The following is a 22,652-nucleotide window of genomic DNA, read 5'->3' on the forward strand; positions in this document are numbered from 1 at the left end:
GAGCGGGCGGGCTTGAGGGCCGGGGATTTACGGCGCTCTGCTCGCCCGGTATACCGTCCACCATCGCTGTCATTTTCTGGGGGCTCCCATTCGCGTCGATCCGAAAGCGCTCGTCCGTCGTCTGACGCCGACCTCTACCCGTCTGCTCGAGGCCGCCGTGGCCCGTGCGAGCGCGGGCCGGTTCTACGAAATCGTGCCCGAACACCTGCTCGTGCAGATGTTGGAGCCCGAGGACTCGGACGTCGCGCGCATCCTCCAGCAGTTCGGCGTGGACCGCCGCCAGCTCCTCTCCAGCATGGAGCGCGCGCTGCAGGGCTTGCGCGCGGGCAACGCGGGCCGGCCCGTCTTCTCCGAGACGCTCTTCCAGTGGTTTGAAGAAGCGTGGCTCTGGGCCTCCGTGGAGCAAGGCACCACGCGGCTGCGCTCGGGCGTGCTGTTCGCCCAGTTCGTCAGCCGCCGCGCGCGCTACACCGCGGAGCTCTTCCCCGAGCTGGACGCCATCAGCCGCGACGAGCTGATGTCCTCGCTCGACGTGGTGCTGCGTCCCTCGCCCGAGAACGTCGAGGTGGCCAGCGCGGAGGCGTCCACTGCCGGTGCGGCGGGCGCGGCCGGTGCACCTGGAGGCCGCGGGGACGAGGCGCTCAAGCGCTTCGCCACGTCCTTCACGGGCCGGGTGCGCGAGGGGAAGATCGACCCCATCTTCGGCCGGCACCGCGAAATCCGGCAGATGGTGGACATCCTCTCCCGCCGCCGGAAGAACAACCCCATCCTCGTGGGCGAGCCCGGCGTGGGCAAGACGGCGCTCGTCGAGGGCCTGGCCTGGGCGATTGTCCGTGGCGAGGTGCCGGACGCGCTGAAGAACGTGGAGCTGCTGGGCCTGGACCTCGGCCTGCTCCAGGCGGGCGCGGGCGTGCGCGGTGAGTTCGAGAACCGGCTCAAGGCGGTCATCGCCGAGGTGAAGGCGTCGCCCACGCCCATCATCCTGTTCATCGACGAGGCGCACACCATCATCGGCGCGGGCGGCTCGCAGGGCGGCACGGACGCGTCCAACCTGCTCAAGCCGGCGCTGGCGCGCGGCGAGCTGCGCACCCTCGCGGCCACCACGTGGGCCGAGTACAAGAAGTACTTCGAAAAGGACGCGGCGCTGGAGCGGCGCTTCCAGCCGGTGAAGGTGGACGAGCCGAGCGTGGAGGAAGCGGAGCTGATGCTGCGCGGCCTGCGCCCCACCTACGAGGCGGCCCACGGCGTCACCATCCGCGACGAGGCCGTCGCGGCCGCGGTGCGCCTGTCCAGCCGCTACATCTCCGGCCGGCAGCTGCCGGACAAGGCGGTGGACCTGCTCGACACCTCCGCGGCCCGCGTGAAGATTGAATTGTCCACGCGCCCCGAGGAGCTGGTGGCGATGGACCAGGAGATTTCGGCGCTGGAGCGCGAGCGCGACGCGCGCAAGCGCGACCTGGCCGAGGGCACGGCGGCGAAGGAAGAGCAGGACGCGCTGACCGCGGCCGAGGAGAAGCTGCGCGCCACGGTGGACGCGCGGGCCACGCTGCACGCGCGCTGGGAGACGGAGCGCACGGCCGTCGCGGCGCTGATGGAGGCGCGCAAGGCGCTGCGCGAGGCGAAGCCCGAGGCGGACACGGCCGCGCTGAAGACGGCGGTGAACGAGGCCACGAAGAAGCTGGCCGAGGTGCGCGGCGAGGTGCCGCTGGTGCACGCGGACGTGGACGCGGACATCGTCGCGCGCGTGGTGGCGGGCTGGACGGGCGTGCCCGTGGGGAAGATGCGCAGTGACTTGCTCGCCTCCGTGCTGACGCTGGAGGACAAGCTGCGCGGGCGCGTGCGCGGCCAGGAGGCCGGCATCAAGAAGGTGGCGGAAATCATCCGCATCTCCCAGGCCGGCATCCGCAACCCGGACACACCCATTGGCGTCATGCTCTTCGTGGGCCCCAGCGGAGTGGGCAAGACGGAGACGGCGCTGGCGCTCGCGGACACGCTCTACGGCGGCGAGCGCTTCATGACGACGCTCAACATGAGCGAGTTCCAGGAGAAGCACACGGTGAGCCGGCTCATCGGCTCGCCGCCGGGCTACGTGGGCTACGGCGAGGGCGGCCTGTTGACGGAGGCCGTGCGCCAGCGCCCCTACTCCGTGGTGCTGCTGGACGAGTGCGAGAAGGCCGACCTGGAGGTGATGAACCTCTTCTACCAGGTCTTCGACAAGGGCTCGCTGACGGACGGCGAGGGCCGGCAGGTGGACTTCAAGAACACCGTCATCATCCTCACGAGCAACCTGGGCTCGGACGTGTTGATGCGGCTGTACGAGGACTTCGCGGAGCCCACCACCGAGCAGGTCGTGGCGGCCATCCGTCCCGTCCTCAGCAAGCACTTCAAGCCGGCGCTGCTGGCGCGCATGACGATTGTGCCCTTCGGCCCGGTGCAGCGCGACATCATGCGCCAGATTGCCGAGATGAAGCTGGCGAAGCTCGTGGGCCGGTTGAAGGCCGCCCACAACGTGGACACGACGCTGGCGCCGGGCCTGCTGGACGAGCTGGCGCGCCGGTGCACGGAGTCCGAGATGGGAGCGCGCAACATGGAGCAGATCCTCCAGGGCTCGCTGATGCCCGTGCTCTCCCGCGAGCTGTTGCAGCACCTGGTGGGCGGCGCGGTGCCCCCGAAGCTGCATGTGGCCCTGACCGCGGAAGGCGACTGGGACCTCCAGTTCGCCAATGCCTGAGAGAACCCATGAAACGAACGCTCCAGGTCTCCGCCGTGGCGCTGTCCCTGCTGGCTGGCTGCGCCACCGTGCAGAAACCGTCGTCATTGTGCTTCGCCGAGGCGGGGCCCAACGCGCGCTCCTTCCCCGCGCCGGACACGTTCTTCAGCCTGCTGCTGCACGGCTATGACAAGGACACCAGCGCGGCCCCGCGGCCCGCGGTGGACTGCACGGGCGCGCCCGTCTGGTCTCAAGACCCGGCGGCCGACGAGTGCGTGGAGGCCGGCCCGGACGCCCTGCCCCTTCCTCCGCCGGAGAAGCTGACGGAGGACGACCTGGTGCTGGAGACGCTCCAGGCCGGGCAGCGGCTGGTGTGGGTGATTACGCGGCGCTTCACCAACGGCGAGGCCCTGGGGCCGGTGGCGCTGGTGGAGACGACGGAGCAGGGCTTCCGCGTGGACGCGCTGGGCTCGCTGCGCGCCATGCCGAAGAACGCCAAGCTGCGGCTGGAGACGGTGCAGGGCACGCGCATCCTCGTCGCGGAGGGCGACGCGTGCACCAAGGAGGGCGAGGAGGTGTGCCGCCGGCACGCGCGCATCATGCCGCTGCGGCAGAACCGCTTCTTCACCGAGTCCGTGTCCGACAAGGCCCGCGCGTGCCTGGGCGCCGCGTGGTTCCCGCTGTCGCGCGAGATGAGCTTCGAGCTGCCCAACGGGCTGCGCCGCAAGTTCGAGCTGACCTCCACGCTGACCTACGAAGAGAAGGGCATCAGCGTGCAGGAGCAGGTGCAGGTGAGCGACTCGGACCCGAACCAGCCGGACGTGGCGCCGCGCCTGTACCGCCGCGCGCAGGACGTGCGCACGCTGGTGCTGGCGGACAACGCGCTGGTGGCCCCCAAGGCGTCGCTCTGGGTTCGCATGGTGGAGCAGCAGGAGCGCATCGGCGCCCGGCTCATTCCGGAGAAGCCCATCTTCGCGCTGCCGGAGAAGAAGAAGCCGGCCCCCACCGAGGCCGACACGGCCACCGCCGCGGCCCCCAAGGACGCACCGCCCGTGAAGCCGGCGCCCGCGCCTGCTCCCTCGCAGGGGAAGACGTCGCAGAAGCCCGCCGCGACTGCCACCACGACGCCTCCGTAGTCTCCAGGCCCCCATTGGCCTACCCGGCCCCCGTGAGCCTTCGGCTTTTCCGAAGAGTCACGGGGGCTTTTCCTATTTGCGACAAACGCGGCGCGTGGACAGAAAAGGAGTAGGCCCAATGGGGGGCCAGAAGGAGCGTCCTGGATGCGTATCGAAATCCGAGCCCGTCACATCGCCCTCACCGAAACCCTGCGCAGCCACTGCGAGCGCCGCGTGCGCTTCGCGTTGGACCGGCTGTCGGACCGCGTGAAGGAAGTGGTGCTGCGCTTGGAGGACACCAACGGCCCGCGCGGCGGCGTGGACAAGGCATGCAAGGTGACGCTGCGGTTGGAGCACGGGAAGGAGCTGACGCTGGAGTCCAAGGACACCACGCTCGTGGCGGCGGTGGACCGCGCCCTGGACAGGGCGGGTAACGCGGTGAGCAAGGCGGTGGGCCGCGCGCAGCGGACCGCGGGCGAGAGCCTGAAGAACCTCGCGTGGCAGCCCGAGGACGCGCCCGCGCTGTAGTGCCGTAGAGTCGGGACGGCCGTCCCACATGGGCGGCCGTTCCCGCCGTCGAGGAGAGGTTGAATGCAGGGCACGCTGGGACGGATGCGAACCGCGTGGGAGTCTGCGCGGCGGCGCTGGTGGGTGCGCTGGGGCGTGGACCTGGCGCTGCTGGTGCTCATCGTCGCGGCGGTGACGGCGTGGCAGACGCGGCGCCTCCCCGGCGGTGGCGCGCCCGCTCCGGACTTCACCCTGCGCACGCTGTCCGGTGAGTCGGTGCAACTGGCGTCACTGCGCGGCAAGCCCGTGGTGCTGGCCTTCTGGGCGCCATGGTGCGGCGTCTGCAAGATGGAGTCGTCGAATCTCTCGCAGCTCCGGAGCCTCGCGGGTGACTCCGCGCACGTGGTGTCCGTGGCGGTGGCCTACGACGACGTGGAGGACGTGCGGCGCTTCGTGAAGGAGCACGACGTGGACTACCCGGTGCTGCTCGGGGACGACGGCGTGCAGCGCGACTGGCGCGTGGACAGCTTCCCCACCGTGTTCTTCGTGTCCGCCGAGGGCCGCGTGGAGCGGGCAGTGGTCGGCTACACCACGCTCGCCGGGCTGTCGTGGCGGTGGCTGCTATAGCCGCTCCGGCTGCGGCTGTCTGCGCGTCATGAGATACGCGACGGCCAGGTTGGGAACCCAGCACAGCCAGGCGACAATCCTGTAGGCCGCGACGAACTCGCCCATGATGGCTGTCAGAAGCGGCAACCAGATTCTCAGGGTGACCCCTGCGAAGCAGGCGGCATAGCTGTAGGTCATCATGACCCGATGCGCTTCGAGCTGCCTGTTCTTGATGAGCCGATAGGCAGACATCGTCGTGTAGAACCAGATGATGCCCAGGCTGACGAAGCCCACCGAGGGGATGACACCACCCGTGGCGAAGAAGCCGATGTAAATGCCCGCGAGCGCGCTCAGCAGGACGGACCCGACGTAGAGCTTGCCGAGGAGTCGATGCGCGCCAGGGCTGCTGTTCCGCAGTCTCGAAACAAACTGCGTCCATCCGATGGCGAGTGCAATGCCTCCCAACGAGATGTGCGTATAGAAAGCCGCGTTCCAGGCGGTATCCGCCAGGAGCTCGCGGGTCTTCGTCGCGAGCAGCCCGAAGCTCCGGTCCACGAAGAGATAGATGCCGGGATAGAGGCCCACGCCCAGACACAGCAAGGCGAAGAGGGGCCAGAGCGGCTTTCTCGCCATCGTCGAGACCCGCTGCGCGAACCGGGCTGGAGTTGAGGCGCTCATGACATGGTCGTGCGTCATACCTGAGGGAGCTTGCGGCCCGGGCACCAGGTCGTCAACGACAGCGGCCACTGGATACAGCTCGAGCGCCCAGCGGAGGTCAACCGGGCGCTCGATGCCTTCCTGACGCACTGCGAGTCATCGCTCAGAGGCGGATGAGCTCCACGTCATCCATGTGGATGGAGTTGGCCGCGTTGCCCACCGAGGCGCGCGAGTGGAACCCCAGCTCCAGGTATCCGCCGGTGACGGAGATGGCAGGCGTCTCCACCAGCGTCCACGCGCCATAGCTCCCGAGCTCCGTGTACACGGGCGCGCACGAGCCGCACGTCTTCGCCTGAATCCGCGCCAAATCAAACGTGCCGCCCTTCCGCACCCACGCGCGGACCTTGTAGTTGCCCGAGGCCAGCCCGGACACCGTCTGGTACGTCCACACCTCGAACGGCGAGCCGTTGTTCCAGTGCGTCAGGTGGTAGCTGCCCGAGTGGCCGCCGTTGTACGTCTCGCTGAAGTCCGCGGCCTCGGTGCCGTTGGGGCTCCACGTCGCCCAGCCCGTCATGCCGGACTCGTAGCCGGGATTGGTGAGCGGCACCGTCGACGAGCCGCCGCCCGCGTCGTACCAGCGCACCCACTCCACCTCCATCGTCTTCCGCTCGCCCGACGCGAGCGCGATGGAGCTGGCCGCCGGGTTCCCGTACCAGTTCCCACCCAGCGCCAGGTTCAGGAGGATGTAGTGGTTCTGCTGGAACGCGGGCTGGTTGTGGAAGAAGTCCGCGGTGGCCCGCACCTGGTTGTCGAGCCGGAAGATCATCTGGCTCGCCGTCCACTCCACCTCGTAGACGTGGAAGCCATCCGCGACGCTGTAGCCGCGGTTGGCGCCCGTGCCCCAGTGCTGGGCCGCGCCGTTGGCGAAGTAGTGCACCGCCGACTTCATCCACGTCGGCTCATTGGAGTTCCACTCGAGGATGTCGATTTCACCCGAGCTCGGCCAGCCCACGGTGGAGATGTTGCCGCCCAGCGTCCAGAACGCGGGCCACATGCCGTAGCCCGACGGAACCTTGATGCTCGCGACGAGCTTCCCGTACCGCCGCTCCACCTTGCCCTTGGTGTGGATGCGGCCGGAGTAGAACGAGCGCGGCCCGTAGCCCGTGCAGCGCGAGTCCATGGGCCCGTCCGACGTCCGCTCCGCGGTGATGACCAGCTTGCCGCCGGACACGGTGACGTTCTGTGCCCGGGGGAACTCCAGCTCGCCCGTGCCGAAGTTGCAGTTGTTGGTGACGGGGTCGTAGTTGCTCGTCAGGACGTTCCAGTACGCGCCGTTCAGCGCCGTCCCGGTGAAGTCGTCCTGCCAGCCGAGGACCCAGCCCGCTCCCGGGGAATAACCCAGCTCGCCCTGCTCCTGACTCACGAGCGGTAATTGCTCGGGCGCGGAGGGCGTCTCCGCTCCACATCCACCGAGCAGCGCACTCAAGCCAACGGCCACCAGCGTCGAACGCCAAACCTGTCGTCTGTGCATGTCACCCTCCGGGAAGGATGGCCCGGGGCCCTGCCCTGGACCTTCCATCCCGGGACTGCACACTCAAACAGTTTCTCCAGTCAATGGAGAAAGCCTGGAACTCCAGGCCTTCCCTACAGTGGAGTCAAATGGCGTAGTCTCCAAGGAAGACCGTCGCCGACCGGACATCCGCGCGCACCGAGTCGCCCTCGGTGACTCCCAGCGCGTCGAACTCCGAGCGCGGCACCTCCACGGTGACTTCGTCCCCGGTGGGCAGGCGCAGCAGCACCTTCACGTAGCCGCCCACGGGCTTGAGCCGCTCCACCCGCCCCGTCGCGTGCCCATTCACGTGCGTCCCGTTCGGCTTCGCCAGCTTGATGTCGTGGGGACGCACGAAGGCCTGGACGGACTCGCCCTCGCGGGCCGCCGCCGGGACGTCCACGGAGAGCGAGCCCATGGCCACCCGCCCCGCCCGCACCTCGCCACGCAGCACGCTCGCGCCGCCGATGAAGGACGCGACGAAGGGCGTCGCGGGCCGGTTGTAGATGGCCTCCGGAGAGCCCGCCTGCGCCACCCGGCCCTCGCTCATCACCACCACGTGCTGCGAAATCTCCAGCGCCTCCTGCTGGTCATGCGTCACCAGCAGCGTCGTCAGGCCCGTACGCTCGTGGAGGTCGTGCAGCCACTCGCGCAGCTCCTCGCGCACCCGCGTGTCGAGCGCGCCGAAGGGCTCATCCAGGAGCAACACACGGGGACGGATGGCCAGCGCACGCGCGAAGGCCACGCGCTGCCGCTGCCCTCCGGAGAGCTGTCCGGGGAAGCGGTGGCCCAGGTCCTCCAGTTGCACGAGGCGCAGCATCTCGTCCACCCGCGCGGCCGTCTCCGCTTTCGAGGCGCGCCGCACCTCCAGCCCGAAGGCGATGTTCTCCCGCACCGTCATGTGACGGAAGAGCGCGTAGCTCTGGAACACGACGCCCACGCCGCGCTGCTGCACGGGCATGTGCGTACAGTCCACGCCGTCAATGAGGATGCGACCTGTGTCTGGCACCTCCAGCCCGGCCACGAGCCGCAGCAGCGTGGACTTGCCGGCGCCCGAGGGCCCCAGCAGCGAGGTGATGGCCCCCGCGGGCGCCTGGAAGGAGACCGCCGAGACGGCCGGAGTCCCCTTCTCGGTGAAGCGTCGGGTGACCTGCTCGACGATGATGCTCATGACGCCACGCTCCTCCACTCCACGTACTTCTTGACCACCAATGTCACGAGCGCGAGCAGCGTCAGCAGCGAGGCCACCGCGAAGGCGCCGACGAAGTCGTACTCGTTGTAGAGAATCTCCGCGTGCAGCGGCAGCGTCGTGGTGACGCCGCGCACGTGCCCGGACACCACGGACACCGCGCCGAACTCACCCATCGCCCGCGCGTTGCAGAGGATGACGCCGTAGATGACGCCCCACTTCACCTTGGGCAGCGTCACCTTCCAGAACGTCCGCCACCCGCTCGCGCCCAGCGTCAGCGCCGCCTCCTCCTCGTCGCTGCCCTGGGACTGCATCACCGGCAGCACCTCGCGCACGACGAAGGGGAACGTCACGAAGAGGGTGGCGAGGACGATGCCCGGCACCGCGAAGATGATGTGCAAGTCGTGCTCGGCCAGCCACGGCCCGAGCCAGCCCTGCCGCCCGAACATCAGCACGAAGATGAGGCCCGCGATGACGGGCGACACGCTGAAGGGCAAATCGATGAAGGTGATGAGCAGCGAGCGCCCGGGGAAGCGGAAGCGCGCGATGAGCCACGCGGCCGCCAGCCCGAAGACGAGGTTGAGCGGCACCGCGAAGACGGCCGCCGTCAGCGTCAGGCGCATGGCGGACAGCGCCTCCGGATTGCTCACGGCGGCGACATAGGCCTGCCACCCCTTCTGGAAGGCGAAGGTGAAGACGGCCACCAGCGGGACGACGAGGAAGACGCCGAGGAACAGCAGCGCCAGCCCGATGAGCGCCCAGCGGATGACGGCCGGCCCACTGAGGCTCCGGGTGCGCCGCCTGAGGACGAGAGTCGAGGGATGCATGGCGCCTCAGTGTCCGGGCCGGGCTTCCAGCCGGCGGTGGGTCCACTTGTGGAGCAGGTTGACGGCGAGCAGCAGCAGGAACGACGCCGTCAGCATGACGATGGCGATGGCCGTCGCGCCCGCGTAGTCGTACTGCTCCAGCTTGGTGATGATGAGCAGCGGGACGATTTCAGTCCTCAGCGGCATGTTGCCGGAGATGAAGACCACCGAGCCGTACTCGCCCAGCGCACGGGCGAACGCGAGCGTGAAGCCGCTGAGCAGCGCGGGGAGGATGCTCGGGAAGAGGACGCGGGTGAAGGTCTGCCACGGCGTCGCGCCCAGCGTCGCCGCGGCCTCCTCCACATCCACGTCGATGTCCTCCAGCACGGGCTGCACCGTGCGCACGACGAAGGGCAGCCCGATGAAGGTGAGCGCCACGGCCACGCCGAGCGACGTGTACGCCACCTTGAGGCCCAGCGCCTCCAGGTGGCGGCCGTACCAGCCATTGGCGGAGAACAGCGTCGTCAGCGTCAGCCCCGCCACCGCGGTGGGCAGCGCGAAGGGCAGGTCCACCAGCGCTTCCACCAGGTCCCTCCCCGGGAAGCGGTAGCGCACCAACACCCAGGCCACGAGCAGTCCGAAGACGACGTTGACCAGGGCCGCGGCGAACGAGGCCCCGAAGGTGAGCTGGTACGCCGCGAGCGCCCTCGCGGACGTCACCGTCTCCCAGAACTGCGTCCAGGTGAGGGTGAACGTCCGGAGGAACAGTCCGGACAGCGGAACGAGGACGATGAGCCCCAGGTAGAACCAGGTGAAGCCAAGGGACAACCTGAAGCCCGGAAGCACGCGGCGGGACGAGACGGCCATGGCGCGAGGTGTCCCTTTCAGCGGGCCTGGGGGACGTAGATGCGGTCGAACACGCCGCCGTCATCGAAGTGCGCGGCCTGCGCCTTCTTCCAGCCGCCGAAGACCTCGGCGATGGTGAAGAGGTTCAGCTTGGGGAAGAGCGCGGCGTGCTTCGCGGCCACGGCCTGAGAGCGCGGACGGTAGTAGTGCTTCGCGGCCAGCGCCTGCCCCTCGTCGGAATAGAGATACTGGAGGTACGCCTCGGCCACGGCGCGGGTGCCACGCTTGTCCACGTTCTTGTCCACCACCGTGACGGGCGGCTCGGCGAGGATGCTCACCGACGGGACGACGATTTCGAACTTGTCCTTGCCTACCTCCTGCGTGAGCAGGAAGGCCTCGTTCTCCCAGGCGATGAGCACGTCACCCAGGCCGCGCTCGGCGAACGTCGTGGTGGAGCCGCGCGCACCCGAGTCCAGCACGGGCACGTTCTTGAAGAGCTTCTCCACGAAGGCCTGGGCGGTGGCCTCGCTGCCGCCCGGCTTGCGCAGCGCATGGCCCCACGCGGCCAGGTAGTTCCAACGCGCGCCGCCGGACGTCTTCGGGTTGGGGGTGATGACGGAGACGCCCTCCTTCACCAGGTCCTCCCAGTCCTTGATGCCCTTGGGGTTGCCCTTGCGCACCACGAAGACGATGGTGGACGTGTACGGCGAGCTGTTCTCCGGCAGCCGCGTCTGCCAGTTCTCCGGGATGAGCTGGCCCTTGTCGTGGAGCATGTCCACGTCGTACGCGAGCGCCAGCGTCACGACGTCCGCGTCGAGCCCGTCGATGACGGCACGCGCCTGCTTGCCGGAGCCGCCGTGCGACTGCTTGATGGTGACCTTCTGCCCGTTCTTCGCCTCCCAGTGTTTGGCGAAGGCGGTGTTGAAGTCCGCGTACAGCTCGCGCGTCGGGTCATACGAGACGTTGAGCAGGGTGACTTCCGCGGGGCTGCCGGATGGCGACGCGCCCTCGGGCTTGGAGGCGGACGCGTCGCCGCCCGACTTGGAGCAGGCGGCCACGGCCAGCGCGACGAGGAGCGGAGCGAGGATTCGGGTACGCATGGGACGGGGGCCTTTCACCAGCTCACCTGGAAGCGGGAAATGAAGATGTCCTCCGCGACGCGGTCGCCCTCGGCGGCGCCGCCCTCGAAGGAGGTGTGGTCGAAGTTGGCGCCCACGCGGATGTTGGAGTTGAGGTACCAGTTCGCGCCCAGGCCCCAGTCCGCGGCGTCATGCGCGGAGCGGGCCGGGTCCGCATAGATGGGGAAGGCATCCGGGTCCACGTGCAGCTCGGAGTAGCGGCCAGCGACCTCCACCGCGCCCCACCCTTCACCCGAGGACTTGAAGGGCGTGCGAGGCTTCACGCCGTCGTAGGACGCGTCACCGCCGAAGAGGACGAAGGACGCGGTGGCCTGCCACGAGGTGTGGCGGAGGCGGGTGTGGTCCGCGCCACGGGACACCTCCTGCGCGGAGCTGACGTACTCCGCCAGCACGCCGAGCGGCCCCGCGTAGAAGTAGCCCTGCGGCGTGAAGCGGAAGTGGTTGCCATGGGCCACGACGGTCTCCGCCGCGGTGGCCCCCGTCCGGTAGCTGAAGAAGGTCTGCTGGCCCGTGGTGCGCAACACCGCCAGGCCCGTGGAGGTGGCCGAGCCGAAGGCCTGACCATTCGTCGCGGCGACGCCCACGCCCAGGCCCGACAGTGGCTTCGGCCCGCCGGCCTTGAACGGCTGGGCGAACACGCGCGCGGCGAGGTCGAAGCTGTCCTCCAGGTTGGTGTCGGTGCTCGCGCCGTCGGGCGTGCCGTTGTAGGCGCCCAGGGCGTAGCTCAACGCTCCACCTGCCAAATCCCCCTGGAGCTGGAGCCCGATGTCGCGGTTGGGGACCAGGTTCGTGGGCAGCGCGCGCTCGAGGAAGATGATGCTGTTCGCTGCCTGGAGCCGCTCGAGGCCCACGAAGGGCTTGGCCTTGCCCACGCGCAGCCGCAGCTCCTTGCTCGGCCGGAACTCCAGGTACGCGTCCCACAGCGTGGGCGCGCCCGCCGCGAAGTCCGTCAGCAGGCGGAAGTCGAAGACGCCATAGAGCGTGCCCTCGACGAGCGGGCGGGCGCGGCGCACGAGGAAGGTGCTGGAGCCGGGACGGTCCGCGTCGCTCGCGAACAGGCGCGTGTCCGCATGGATGTAGCCGCGCAGCTTGATGAGGAACGCCTTGTCTGGCGACGAGAGGGAGAAGCCCTCCGATGAGGCCTTGATGATGACCTCTGACTTCGGGGCCTCGGCGGACTTCGGAGCCTCGGCGGGGGGCTTGGCGGGCTCCGCGGGTGCGGCCGGAGGCGCGGCCACGGTGGGCTCAGCGGGAGCAGCGGGTTGGGCGGCGGGCGCTTCGGGCGCTTCGGGCGCGGGAGACTGCGCGCTCGCGAGCGGGGCAATGAGGAGCCCCAGACTCAGGATGACGGAACGAGTTGCTGCACCTTCCATTGCGTGACCTCGGAGGGGGTGAAACGAGGGACCGCGATGGTGATGATGGGCCAGGTCCGGGTCCTGAAACTCAAAAGCCCACTCCCTCGCGGGCAGTGGGCTTTCCGGACCGGCTCGACCAGGGCCCTTCAGGCCGCTGGCGGACAGGCGCCCACCGCTGGTGCGTCACAGCAGCAACAAGCGGTGGCGGGCGCGAGGGTCATGAGCGAACGGCACGATGCCCGCCGGGGACTGCGTTGTCAACGGAGGTGCTCCACGCGAACCACTTAAATCCAGTTTACAATGAAACTCATGAAAGGAGCCACCATGGCCCGACGAGCCCCTCCCCCGCGCGCGCTGCTGTCCACGGCGCTGCTCGCGTTGTGCCTCCTGTCGCTGGAGTCCACCGCCGCCGGACGTCCCTCGCTGGTGAACACGCGCATCCGCACACCCTTCGGCGCCAATGGCCACTCGTCCACGCTGGATGGGCGCGTCTTCGTCGGCAACATCGGCGAGGACCACGCAACCACCACGACGACGTGGATTGCGCGCGTCTTCCGTCCCGAGGCGGTGACGTACGACGCGCAGGGGCGTCCCAGCTTCGCGAGCGCCTTCTCCGCCGGGCGCACCGTCAGCGTGAGGAACGGAGAGAACGCGCTGGCCTTCTGCTTCACCAACCCGGCCCAGCCGTACACGCTCTCCAGCGGGCTCGCGGTGTACACGCCGTACCTGTTCGACTCGCGGATGTTCAACGGCGACAACGTGTTCCGCCGTCGGCCCGTGGACATCCGCGTGTCGCAGCCCTTCACTGCGCAGGCGGACATCTCGTCGTTCACCACCGGAAACCTGGAGGAGCTCACCACCACCAGCGGCGCGAGGATTCGCGGCATCGAACCGACGATGACGTCCGACGGCCGGCTCCTCATCTACCAGGGCGGGCCGAACAACGACGGCACCATCGACCACCTGATGTACTCGTACAACGCCACGCCCTGCGCGGCGTCCGGCTGGAGCACACCGCGTCCGCTGTCGGCGATGTACAGCGACACCAACGCGGGCGTGAAGCGCTACCCGCTCGCGTGGCAGCCGCTGAAGGCCGCCACGGGTGAGGCCTACGGCGCGGGCGCGTACGTGCGCGGCGCCTATGCCTGGGTGGACCACGAGGGGCGCAATGTCCTCTACGCCGCCGTCATCTACACGGACGGCGCGCGCCGCGAGGCGATGAGCCTCATCGGCGCGGACACGGGCTGGACGGCGTACCACATCGACGGGAGCATCAACACGGACCGCAGCGACATCGCGCACCTCTTCTACTCGGGGCCGATGTGGAACCTCGAGCAGGAGCGCAGCCCCGCGCAGAACTTCCCCGCGGGCTCCAGCAACGAGACGCGCTACCTGCCCGTCACCAAGACGCACGACGTGCTCGCGCTCTTCGGCAGCAACACGGCGGACTACAACGAGGTGGACCTCGGCGATTTGAGCGACCCTTTCCACCTGCTCTACCTGCCGATGAACGAGCTCGTCACCCGCGCGGGCGCGTACGATTTGGCGCGCACGCCGGACCTGTCCGGCCGCTTCAACACGGGCACGCTCATCGGCACGGCGCAGATTTCGCCGAGCAACGCGCTGACGCAGCCCGCGTCGGGCTCCGTCTGGGAGCCGCAGGGCAAGGGCAAGGCGCTGGTGGTTCCGGGCGGCGGCGCCGTCACGGTGAACCTCACGGACCCGAACAGCACGGTGCCTGGCATCGGCGCGTACGTGCGCGGCTTCACGGTGCAGCTCGCCATCCGCCCGGACGCCAACATCAACCAGGGCTGCACGGGGAATCCGTACCGCTACCTCCTGGCGAAGGCGGGCGGGCTGGACCTCATCTACGAGGCGGACAACACGGTGCAGATGTCCTTCCAGCTCAACGGCCAGCGCGTGCGCCTGGGCCGCAGCCCCGCGCTGCCGGTGGGCGTGTGGAGCCAGCTCGCCTATACGTGGGACGGCGTCACCGGGCAGTTCAACGAGTACATCAACGGCGTGTCCACGGGCCGCGCGCTGCCCGTCGTCACCGGCTCGTTCCGGCTGGGCACGGGCTCGCTGTCCATCGGCGCGGGCAATGCCATGGACACGCAGGTGTGTCCCGCCAATGGCGAGGGCTCGTTCCGCGGCGCCATCGACGAGGTGCGCTTCTTCACGCATGCGCGAAGCAACCGCAGCGTGTGCCTGACGACGTACGGCTCGGACTGCAAGGATGAGGCGATTCAGGTGTCGCCCTCCGGCGGCCAGTTCGGAATGAGCCAGCAGCAGCCGGCCTGCAATGCGTACTCGGCCCTGGGCACGCAGGCGTGCGCATCCGCCATGCACCGCGTCTGCGCGCAGCGCGGGGCGAATGACGCGCTGGCCAACAGCACCAACGTGTACGAGACGATTCAGCAGCTCATCGGCAACCGCCCGCCCATCTCGCTGCTGGGCGTGCCGGCCGCGGCCACGACGACGGATGTCACCGTGGCGTGCGCGCCGATTCAGCACCAGAGCCTCGCCGTCACCTTCGAGGAGCTGGCGCGCAAACACGCGGGCTGCACGGACGAGCGCGTGGCACAGAGCTTCGACTGCTTCGCCGCCGTGCACCGCTGGTGCAGCGGGCTGGGCTGGACGACGGGGCAGATTTTCGAGACGACGACACGGCCGTGGGTGGGCTGCTTCAACTCGGGCCTCATCCAGGACGTGCCCAAGGACCAGCTCGGCCCCGCGTCCAACGCGGGGAACTTCACGTCCACGGACTCGAAGCTGGAGGTGAGCCGGTGGTGCCAGGCGCGCGGCTACGGCGCGGGCGTCGTGCAGGAGTTGGGCGCGGGCACCATCGCCCATGTGCACTGCTTCCAGCCCGCGGTGACGGTGCCCTGGAAGTTCAATCCGTGAGCTGATGCGGCGGTGGGAGGCCGGCACCTGCCTCCCGCCGCCTGTCAGGGTTCGAGTGCCAGCAGGTCATCGTCGAAGTACTGCTTGGACACGGCGCGAGTCGGCACGGTCTTCCCGGGTACCCGGAGGAAGTACAGGTAGCGGTTGAGCTTGTAGTGCCACACCACCCGGTCGACCGTTCCCTCACGAGGCGTCCGGTTCCGCTCGTTCAGGATGACTCGGACCTTCTGCCCCACGTGGAAGCGTGGCTCCGGGAGGTTCATGGATGATTCATACCAATGCCCTCCGGGTGGAAGTCGTCTTGCGTGAGCTGATGCGGCGCGTCGGCGTGGACCCGCTTGTTCCCCTCGCGGCAACTCCCTACGGTTGCCGCGCGCAGTACTGGCGACACGGAGCTGAACCACTTCTGTCAGCAGTTCCGCACGCGGCCCTCCGTGCGCGACACCGCGTTCCGCTTCGACACCTGAGGAGCACTTCGATGAGCACTGCCAGGCCGCCCTTCGGACCGCAGGTCTTCACTCCCGCAGACGCCGCGTTCGAGCAGCGCGTTCGTGACAGCTTCGCGCGCCAGCGCGTCATGAGCACCATCGGCGCAGTGCTGACCTCCGTATCGCCAGGCGAGGTCGTCATCGAGCTGCCCTTCCGAGAGGACCTCACGCAGCAGCACGGGTATCTGCACGCGGCCATCGTCACAGCCATCGCCGACAGCGCATGCGGCTACGCCGCGTACTCGCTGATGCCCGTGGACGCCGCCGTCCTGACGGTGGAGTACAAGGTGAACTTTCTCGCGCCTGCCGCCGGCCGCAGATTCGTCGCGCATGGGCGGGTGACGAAGCCTGGCCGTACGCTCACGGTCACCACGGGTGACGTGTTCGCGGAGACCGGGTCGGGCTCGAAACCCGTCGCAACCATGCTCGCGACGATGATGACGGTGAGCGGTCGGGACGTCGCGGGCTGAGGCGTCTCGACGTCAGCGCTGCGCCAGACGCTCCACGACATGGCGCTACTCCGGATCGAGGGCCCAGGTCCCGTCGGCCCAGTGCTTGAGGGTGTATTGGCACTCGAAGGCAATCATCCCTTCGCCGCGCGCCGCCTCCTCGAGCACAGCCTTGGCCTCCGTGGTCCGGTAACGAAGCAGGTACGCAGCGGCCATCGTCCTCACGTCTACGCTCGGATGTTTGAGGAGCACAGCCAGGGCTTCTCGTCCCTCATCCCCATGAGCACGCAGCTTTCGAAAAGCTGCCATGTAGCGGTCTGCATGCTTGTTGCCTGTCTTGGCATCCCCTCGGATGATGGCCTCGGTCTGCGCGTTCACATTCGCTGCGAATTCCCGCACGAAGGACTCGATCGTCATCGCCATATCCCCTTCCTGAGGGTCGACCGGCACCTGAGACTCGTGTCCGGAGACTACGGCACGCGCTCCTGGCGCACCGCGGCCGGGGCCGGGGCGGGCGTCAGGACCAGGCCGTCGAGCACGCCGAAGGAATAGGCCGCCGCGAAGGCATAGATGCCCACGAGGTACGTCACGTTGAGCGTCCTTGCCAGCCCGGCGTCCTGTGCGCTGTAGCGCCCGTCCGACCCGCGCAGCGCGAGCGCCGTTCCCAGCGAGGCCGACGAGAGCGCGAAGCTCAGTCCCTGCGTCACCGCGAGCACGGTGCCCATACGTGGCCGCCCATGCTTGAAGTGTCCCGTTCCGAAGGGCGCCAGGTACCACGCTCGCGACAAGGCAGGGGGGAGTGCCTGCTCTGAAGGGATGCGCGTGGGCGGAGGCTCCAGCCGGGGGCGGCGCTCCGCGGCGAGCTCCGCGATGCGTGCCCGGTGCGCGGTGCGCGCCCTCTCCACGAAGGCGATGAAGTCCGGCGGGTACAGCAGCGGGTCCGCCGCCGCGTCTTCGCGCACGGCCAGCCCGCGCACGACCTCGTCCTCCGCGCGCGCCAGTTCCTCCTGCGCATGGTAGGTCGCCGCGAGCAGCAGGTGGGCCTCTGCCTCCAGCGCATCACCGTCCAGCCGCAGTGGGTAGAGCAGGGACTCCAGCTCGGCCCGGGCCCGGGGCAGCTCGCCGGCCTGATAGGCCTCGCGAACGGAGTCCAGTGGAGACGCGGTAAGCGCCAGCGCGAGCAGCACCCCGCCCATCATGGCGTTGCCTCCAGCGTCACCTCGGCCCGACGGCCAGCAACCACGTCCACCTCCTGCTGCAGGGGTCGCGCACCGGCCTGGCGCGCCGTCACGGTGTGCCGTCCATGCTCGACGGCCACCGGCCCGACGAGCGGCGCGATGCCCAGTTCCCGGCCGTCGACGAAGACGCGAGTGCCCTCGGGGGCGCGGATGAGCAGCTCCGCCTTGCGCACCACCAGGGCCACGTCGCGCGATACCGTCTCGCCCGGAGCGAGCGTTACTTCCTGCTCCAGCGCGTCGCAGAGCGGGTTGGCGAAGCGCAGCCGGTAGGTCCCGGCTGGGAGTGACAGCTCGCGCACGCGCGGCGTGTATCCCCGGCTCTCCCCGTTCACGAAGACCTCCGCCCACGGTCGTGCCGTCACGCGTAGCGTGGCGGGATGCGCGGGATTCACGGAGGGGATGGCTGGCACCTGCGCGGGCTCGGATGGCCGGGCAGCGGGGCGCGCTTCAACCGGAGGGCGCTCGGAGCGGGGCTTCTTTCCACTCCCGGAGCCCGGAACCTGCTCATGCGTGGGCGCGGTCGCGCCCACGGAGCTTTCACTCCCCTCGCCCGGAGCCCGCTCATGCGTCGGCGTGGTCGCGCCCACGGAGCCTTCACTCCCCTCGCCCGGAGCCCGCTCATGCGTGGGCGTGGTCGCGCCCATGGGGGTTCCCGCCACTTCCACTCCCCCGGTCCCCGGCGTGTCCGTTACGTCCCGGCGAGGCGCTGCTTCCCACAGCCCCCACGCCACGGCCCCTGCGGCCACGAGCCCCGCTCCCAGGGCGATGGCCTTCCAGCTCCGGCGTCGAGGCCGCTCGCGCAGCATTGCCACGACCTCGGGGGAGCCGGGCTCCAGCGTCAGCGCCGCGTTGAGCACCCGGGCTGCCCGGGCCCCCTCGCCTCGTGCAAGCAGCGCGCGCCCCTCCACCAACAGCCGGTCGAAGCGCGCCCGCCGCCAGCGGGTGACACAGTCCTCGGGCGCGCGGAAGAACTCCCGCACCACCTCGGCCGGCGGCCCCACCAGGCGGGTGAGCAGCTCCGCCAGCTCCGCGTCCAGCGCGGCGCCGTTCTCCGGCCGGTCCCTGGGCTCTCTCGCCAGGCAGCGCGCGACCAGTGCCGCCAGCGGCTCGGGCACGCCCGGCACCCGCTCCAGCAGCGAGGGCGCGTCCTGCGTCATCACCGCCGACACCAGGTGCGCGGCCCCTCGGCCCGCGTGCGGCGTCGTGCCCGTGAGCAGCTCGAACAGGATGATGCCCACCGCGTACACGTCCGAGGCCGGGGAGAAGGCGCCGGTGTCGAGGCGCTCGGGCGCCATGTACGGCAGCGAGCCCGTCACCGCGCCGGTGCTGGTGAGCCGCTCCTGGTCCTCCAGCGCGGCGAGCCCGAAGTCCGCCAGCTTCAACGGCCCACCCGCCGCCACCAGCACGTTGTCCGGCTTCACGTCGCGGTGGACGATGCCTTGCGCGTGCGCCGCCGCGAGCGCCCGGGCCAGCTCCCAGGCCAGCACCATCGCGGCTTCGGGAGGCACCGGCGCCAGCCGTCCCGCCAGGGTGCGCAGGTCCTCGCCCCGCACCCACTCGCAGACCAGGAAGGGCCCGTGCGTTCCGTCCTCTCCGTAGTCGTGGACCTCCAGCACGTTGGGGTGCCGGAGCGACGCGGCCAGCTCGGCCTCCCGGCGGAAGCGCTCCGCGCGGCCCGCGCTGCCTCCCGGGTGCATCCGCTTCAGCGCTACCGGGCGGGACAGCCGCTCGTCCGTGGCCAGGAAGACCGTGGCCATTCCTCCCCGCCCCAACTCCCGCTCGAGTCGGTAGCGGCCCGCAAGCACTTCACCCGTCATCACCGGGTCATTCTCGGGGAGCGGCCCCCGGCGAGCAACCCGGGCCTGCTACAGCTTGCAGGCCCTCGTGTTCCCCACCACCTCGCAGGCCCCCTCGGCTCCGCCCGGGCAGTCCCTGTCGAGCCGGCACGGCTGGCGGCAGCGGAGCGCGTCGCCCGACGACAAGCACACGCCGCAGCGGCTGCAGTCCAGCGAGTTCTCGCAGGTCAGCCCCAGCGTCTCGGGCACGCCGGTGCAGTCCTCCACGCACTGGCCGTCCGGAGCACACCTGTAGCCCGGCTCACAGATGTCACCCGCCTGCAGGTTGCACGTCTCCTCGCACCGCCGGCGCTCCTTGGAGCAGAAGGCGAAGATGGGGCACTCGAAGGTATCGAGGCACGGCTCGCCCAGCTTCAGTCCCTGGACGCAGCGCGCATCGTCGCACCGCGTCCCGGCGGGGCACTCGAAGTCCGTCTCGCACGTCAGCGCGTGCGTCCCGCCATCGCTTCCCGCGTCCGTCCCGCCATCGCTTCCCGCGTCCGTCCCGCCGTCCACGCCTCCGTCGGCCCCCAGGATTTCCGGGACGCACGCGCGCAGCGGGCCCGCCTGGTTGGGGACCGCGCCACACACATACCCGGAGCGAGTACAGGCCTCGCCACAGGCCAGCAGACAGCGGCGCAGGTCCGGCGCGCACACGCTCCCTTCCGGACAGCCCTGTCCCCCCGAGCACTCCAGCAGGCAGTACCCGCCCGGGAAGCCCGCGCCGCAAGTGAGCCCCGACCCGCACTCCGAATCCGAGCCACAGGCCGCTCCCACCCGCGTCGCGTCCACGCGCACGCAGCCTCCCTGCACACAGGCCTCGCCAGTGGCACAGGAGGTGGACTCGTCACAGCGGACGCGGATGTCGAGCGGGCAGGCCGCGACGCCGAAGAGGGCGAGCGCGGGCAGCAGCAGTAGGAGGAGTCGGCGCATCACGAAGGCTCGGGTCACTCTACGCGGACGGGGGCGGAAGGACAGCCCCCGCCGGGAGGTCCTCCCTGGCCCCGCTCCGGAGCAAGGGAGGACGAGCTCCATCGGCTACATGCACATGCCCATCATGCCCGGGGCGCCGGTCATGCACTGCCCGCTGACGCACTGGGCGTTCTCGGTGCACGGGAAGCCCATGGCCCCCGGGCTGCAGAAGCCGAGCACCGCGTTGGAGAAGGGCTTCACGCAGCTCCACTGCGACGGGCAGTTCGAGTTGTCCTTGCAGGCGCCCTGCATGCAGAAGCGGCCCTTGTTGGGGATGTAGCCATCGTTGCACACGGCGCCGCCCTGACCGACAGGGCACACCCCGTCCTGCGGGCACGACGGGAAGCTGGCGCAGTAGGGCTGCTGGGCGCCCGAGTCATCCGGATCCAGGCACAGCGCGTACTTGTCGCAGCCGTCGTTGAAGTCGGAGGTGTTCGCGTTGCAGGAGGGCGGGTTCGCGGGCGGCCTCAGGCTGCACAGGCCCTCCACGCAGCGCTGGTTGCTCGCGCACTGGCTGTCCGAGGAGCACGTGCTCACCGACTTCTTCTTGCAGAAGGCCACCGGAGTGCCCATGTCCTCCAGGTCGCAGTACTGGTCCGCCGCGCAGTTGGAGTCCGACTGGCAGCCGATGGCGCACAGGCCGTTGAAGCAGAACTGGCCCGAAGGACAGGCGTTGCTCGCGCTACACAGGCCCCCTCCCTGCGAGTTGGGGTCCTGCGGGCCGGGACCGTCGTCATCCCCGCCGCCTTCATTGGAGTTGCCGCAGCCCGCCACCGCCAGCGCCAGGAAGAGGCTCATCACCAGGTGCTTCATGTCGTTGTCTCTCTTTGTGAGGTTCGGTTCCATCGCGGCGGCCTTCCGCCGTCGCGCGACATCCGACCCCATCGCAACGCGCGTGCCGGGACGCGCGTCGCTCGCGATTCCCTTCGATTCCATGGGGTTGCGTGGTCTCCAGGCACTCGCCACGGGACCGCCGCCGGGGAAACGTGCCAGAACTGGCACGGTCGCGAGCGCTCCCGAGGAGGCGGCGTGTCAGTCCCCTTCGCCGAGGTACTGGCGCCCCTTCTGCGCCAGCATCAAGGTCAGCGCTGCGCCAGGCGCTCCACGAGCATGAGCGCGCCGATGACGGTCATGGCCACCCCCGAAGTCCGGGTGACGGCGCGAGCAGCAACAGGCCGAGCCTTCAGGACGGCGCGCGCGGCAACACCCACGCAGAGGTAGACCGCTCCGCAGCTGAGCGTGTGCACCAATCCCAGCACGGCCATCTGGCGTGAGAGGGACCAGCTCCCGCCTGCGTCCGTGAACTGCGGAAGCAGCGCAAGGAACAGGAGGAGCACCTTGGGATTGGTGCCACTGACGCCGGCCCCCTTGAGCAATCGAGCCCACCAGGGCGCACTCGACGGAGCATCCTCGGACGCCTCGGGGATGCTCGGGCTCTTCAGGGCCGCGAGCCCCAAACGCACGAGGTACGCGGCACCGCCCACCGTCAGGATGGTGAGGACGACGGGATACTCCGACACGAGCGTCCCCACGCCCGCGGCCACGACGAGTGTCATTCCGAAGTGGCCGAGCATGAGCCCCCCTACCGCGGGCGTGACCGAGCGGTCGCGCAGACCGGCGGCGATGGCAAAGGCCCAGTCCGCGCCCGGGGTGATGATGAGCAGGAGCGACACGCCCCAGAACGCGACAATCGAACTCGCGGGCAACGCTGCATCTCCTTGAAGGTGTTCCTTGAAGAAGAATGCGCTGGAGGGACCCGAAGATTCTCTCAAAGTTGACCCGTCATGGGCCAGGGCAGAGGTAGATTTCACCCTATGGACGACATGGACCGGAAGATTCTTGCTCAGCTCCAGAAGGACGGTCGCTTGAGCATCACGGAGCTGGCCGCTCGAGTGCATCTGAGTCTCTCCCCGTGCCATCGCCGGGTGCGGGCGCTGGAGCGGAGCGGCGCCATCCGCGGCTACCTCGCCCTGGTCGACCCCGCCGTAGTGGGCCTGTCGTTCGAGGCGCTCGTCTTCGTGACCATGCAACGGAGTGACGCCGAGACGGTGGCGCGCTTCGAGCGGGCCGTCGCGAACATTCCCAACGTGCTTCAGGCCGAGCGGCTCTTCGGCGACCCCGACTACCTCCTGCGCATCGTGACGGCTGATCTGCCCGCATTCCAGAAGCTGTACGACGAGCGCCTTGGCTCCCTACCCGGCGTCCAACGCATGCGCTCCACCCTGGTGATGAAGCACGTCGCCCGCGACCGTCAGGTGCCACTCTGACCGGGACGACGTTCGTGAGG

The 22,652-nt window shown here is 69.5% G+C and carries 21 protein-coding genes; 7 read left to right on the forward strand and 14 right to left on the reverse strand.

Annotated features, from left to right (window positions below):
* Positions 1-76 precede the first annotated feature (76 nt).
* The 4 genes from tssH (at position 77) to ACVTJA_RS34955 (ending at position 4,959) form a co-directional block, all read left to right on the forward strand.
* Positions 77-2,731: a type VI secretion system ATPase TssH gene (gene tssH / locus ACVTJA_RS34940; protein WP_465840592.1), complete on the forward strand. Its 2,655-nt coding sequence runs from the start codon at positions 77-79 to the stop codon at positions 2,729-2,731.
* An 8-nt stretch (positions 2,732-2,739) separates the two neighbouring features.
* Positions 2,740-3,846, forward strand: a complete 1,107-nt coding sequence (locus tag ACVTJA_RS34945; RefSeq protein WP_465826167.1) for a hypothetical protein — start codon at positions 2,740-2,742, stop codon at positions 3,844-3,846.
* Between the two features lie 144 nt (positions 3,847-3,990).
* Positions 3,991-4,353 carry an HPF/RaiA family ribosome-associated protein gene (locus ACVTJA_RS34950; RefSeq protein ID WP_465826169.1) on the forward strand — a complete coding sequence of 121 codons (363 nt, stop codon included), beginning with the start codon at positions 3,991-3,993 and terminating at the stop codon, positions 4,351-4,353.
* Positions 4,354-4,416: 63 nt separating this feature from the next.
* Positions 4,417-4,959 (forward strand): peroxiredoxin family protein, encoded by a 543-nt coding sequence (locus ACVTJA_RS34955; RefSeq protein WP_465826171.1) that lies wholly within the window; start codon positions 4,417-4,419, stop codon positions 4,957-4,959.
* On the opposite strand, the gene ACVTJA_RS34960 is transcribed toward ACVTJA_RS34955, so the two are convergent.
* From ACVTJA_RS34960 to ACVTJA_RS34990, 7 genes are all read right to left on the reverse strand, one after another.
* Positions 4,954-5,745 carry a DUF2306 domain-containing protein gene (locus tag ACVTJA_RS34960; protein ID WP_465826173.1) on the reverse strand — a complete coding sequence of 264 codons (792 nt, stop codon included), beginning with the start codon at positions 5,743-5,745 and terminating at the stop codon, positions 4,954-4,956. The genes ACVTJA_RS34955 and ACVTJA_RS34960 overlap by 6 nt on opposite strands.
* A 13-nt stretch (positions 5,746-5,758) precedes the next feature.
* Positions 5,759-7,126, reverse strand: a complete 1,368-nt coding sequence (locus tag ACVTJA_RS34965) for a glycoside hydrolase family 16 protein (protein WP_465826175.1) — start codon at positions 7,124-7,126, stop codon at positions 5,759-5,761.
* A gap of 124 nt (positions 7,127-7,250) precedes the next feature.
* Positions 7,251-8,315, reverse strand: coding sequence for a sulfate/molybdate ABC transporter ATP-binding protein (locus ACVTJA_RS34970; RefSeq protein WP_465826176.1), 1,065 nt, complete (start codon positions 8,313-8,315; stop codon positions 7,251-7,253).
* A complete protein-coding gene (gene cysW, locus ACVTJA_RS34975; RefSeq protein ID WP_465826179.1) occupies positions 8,312-9,160 on the reverse strand; it encodes a sulfate ABC transporter permease subunit CysW in 849 nt (282 codons plus the stop codon). Before cysW ends, ACVTJA_RS34970 begins: the two co-directional genes overlap by 4 nt.
* Positions 9,161-9,166: 6 nt before the next feature.
* Positions 9,167-10,006 carry a sulfate ABC transporter permease subunit CysT gene (gene cysT, locus ACVTJA_RS34980; RefSeq protein WP_465826182.1) on the reverse strand — a complete coding sequence of 280 codons (840 nt, stop codon included), beginning with the start codon at positions 10,004-10,006 and terminating at the stop codon, positions 9,167-9,169.
* 17 nt (positions 10,007-10,023) lie between these two features.
* The gene (locus tag ACVTJA_RS34985; protein WP_465826185.1) at positions 10,024-11,085 is read right to left on the reverse strand and encodes a sulfate ABC transporter substrate-binding protein; all 1,062 of its coding nucleotides are present in this window, start codon (positions 11,083-11,085) and stop codon (positions 10,024-10,026) included.
* Positions 11,086-11,099: 14 nt separating this feature from the next.
* Positions 11,100-12,497 carry an OprO/OprP family phosphate-selective porin gene (locus tag ACVTJA_RS34990; protein ID WP_465826187.1) on the reverse strand — a complete coding sequence of 466 codons (1,398 nt, stop codon included), beginning with the start codon at positions 12,495-12,497 and terminating at the stop codon, positions 11,100-11,102.
* A gap of 306 nt (positions 12,498-12,803) precedes the next feature.
* Here ACVTJA_RS34990 and ACVTJA_RS34995 point away from each other — a divergent pair, with 306 nt between their 5' ends.
* Positions 12,804-15,383 (forward strand): LamG domain-containing protein, encoded by a 2,580-nt coding sequence (locus ACVTJA_RS34995; protein ID WP_465826189.1) that lies wholly within the window; start codon positions 12,804-12,806, stop codon positions 15,381-15,383.
* 44 nt (positions 15,384-15,427) lie between these two features.
* Here ACVTJA_RS34995 and ACVTJA_RS35000 read toward each other — a convergent pair whose 3' ends face one another.
* A complete protein-coding gene (locus tag ACVTJA_RS35000; protein ID WP_465826191.1) occupies positions 15,428-15,646 on the reverse strand; it encodes a hypothetical protein in 219 nt (72 codons plus the stop codon).
* Positions 15,647-15,861: 215 nt separating this feature from the next.
* On the opposite strand from ACVTJA_RS35000, the gene ACVTJA_RS35005 reads away from it, so the two are divergent.
* A complete protein-coding gene (locus ACVTJA_RS35005) occupies positions 15,862-16,341 on the forward strand; it encodes a PaaI family thioesterase (RefSeq protein WP_465826193.1) in 480 nt (159 codons plus the stop codon).
* A gap of 45 nt (positions 16,342-16,386) precedes the next feature.
* Here ACVTJA_RS35005 and ACVTJA_RS35010 read toward each other — a convergent pair whose 3' ends face one another.
* The 6 genes from ACVTJA_RS35010 to ACVTJA_RS35035 all read right to left on the reverse strand — a co-directional run bounded on the left by ACVTJA_RS35010 (position 16,387) and on the right by ACVTJA_RS35035 (position 22,071).
* Positions 16,387-16,737 carry a DUF2019 domain-containing protein gene (locus tag ACVTJA_RS35010; RefSeq protein ID WP_465840593.1) on the reverse strand — a complete coding sequence of 117 codons (351 nt, stop codon included), beginning with the start codon at positions 16,735-16,737 and terminating at the stop codon, positions 16,387-16,389.
* Positions 16,738-16,790: 53 nt separating this feature from the next.
* Positions 16,791-17,519, reverse strand: a complete 729-nt coding sequence (locus tag ACVTJA_RS35015) for a hypothetical protein (protein WP_465826195.1) — start codon at positions 17,517-17,519, stop codon at positions 16,791-16,793.
* Positions 17,516-19,375, reverse strand: a complete 1,860-nt coding sequence (locus tag ACVTJA_RS35020) for a serine/threonine-protein kinase (RefSeq protein ID WP_465826197.1) — start codon at positions 19,373-19,375, stop codon at positions 17,516-17,518. Before ACVTJA_RS35020 ends, ACVTJA_RS35015 begins: the two co-directional genes overlap by 4 nt.
* 48 nt (positions 19,376-19,423) lie before the next feature.
* Complete coding sequence (locus ACVTJA_RS35025; protein WP_465826200.1) at positions 19,424-20,326, reverse strand: hypothetical protein; 903 nt, start codon at positions 20,324-20,326, stop codon at positions 19,424-19,426.
* A 105-nt stretch (positions 20,327-20,431) separates the two neighbouring features.
* Positions 20,432-21,178, reverse strand: a complete 747-nt coding sequence (locus ACVTJA_RS35030; RefSeq protein WP_465826202.1) for a Dickkopf N-terminal cysteine-rich domain-containing protein — start codon at positions 21,176-21,178, stop codon at positions 20,432-20,434.
* A gap of 269 nt (positions 21,179-21,447) precedes the next feature.
* Entirely contained in the window at positions 21,448-22,071 is a 624-nt protein-coding gene (locus tag ACVTJA_RS35035; protein WP_465826204.1) for a LysE family translocator, read from the reverse strand.
* Between the two features lie 108 nt (positions 22,072-22,179).
* Between ACVTJA_RS35035 and ACVTJA_RS35040 the strand changes: the two genes are divergently transcribed.
* Complete coding sequence (locus ACVTJA_RS35040; protein WP_465826205.1) at positions 22,180-22,632, forward strand: Lrp/AsnC family transcriptional regulator; 453 nt, start codon at positions 22,180-22,182, stop codon at positions 22,630-22,632.
* The last annotated feature ends 20 nt before the right edge of the window (positions 22,633-22,652 follow it).

The organism is Pyxidicoccus sp. M6 (assembly GCF_055568925.1).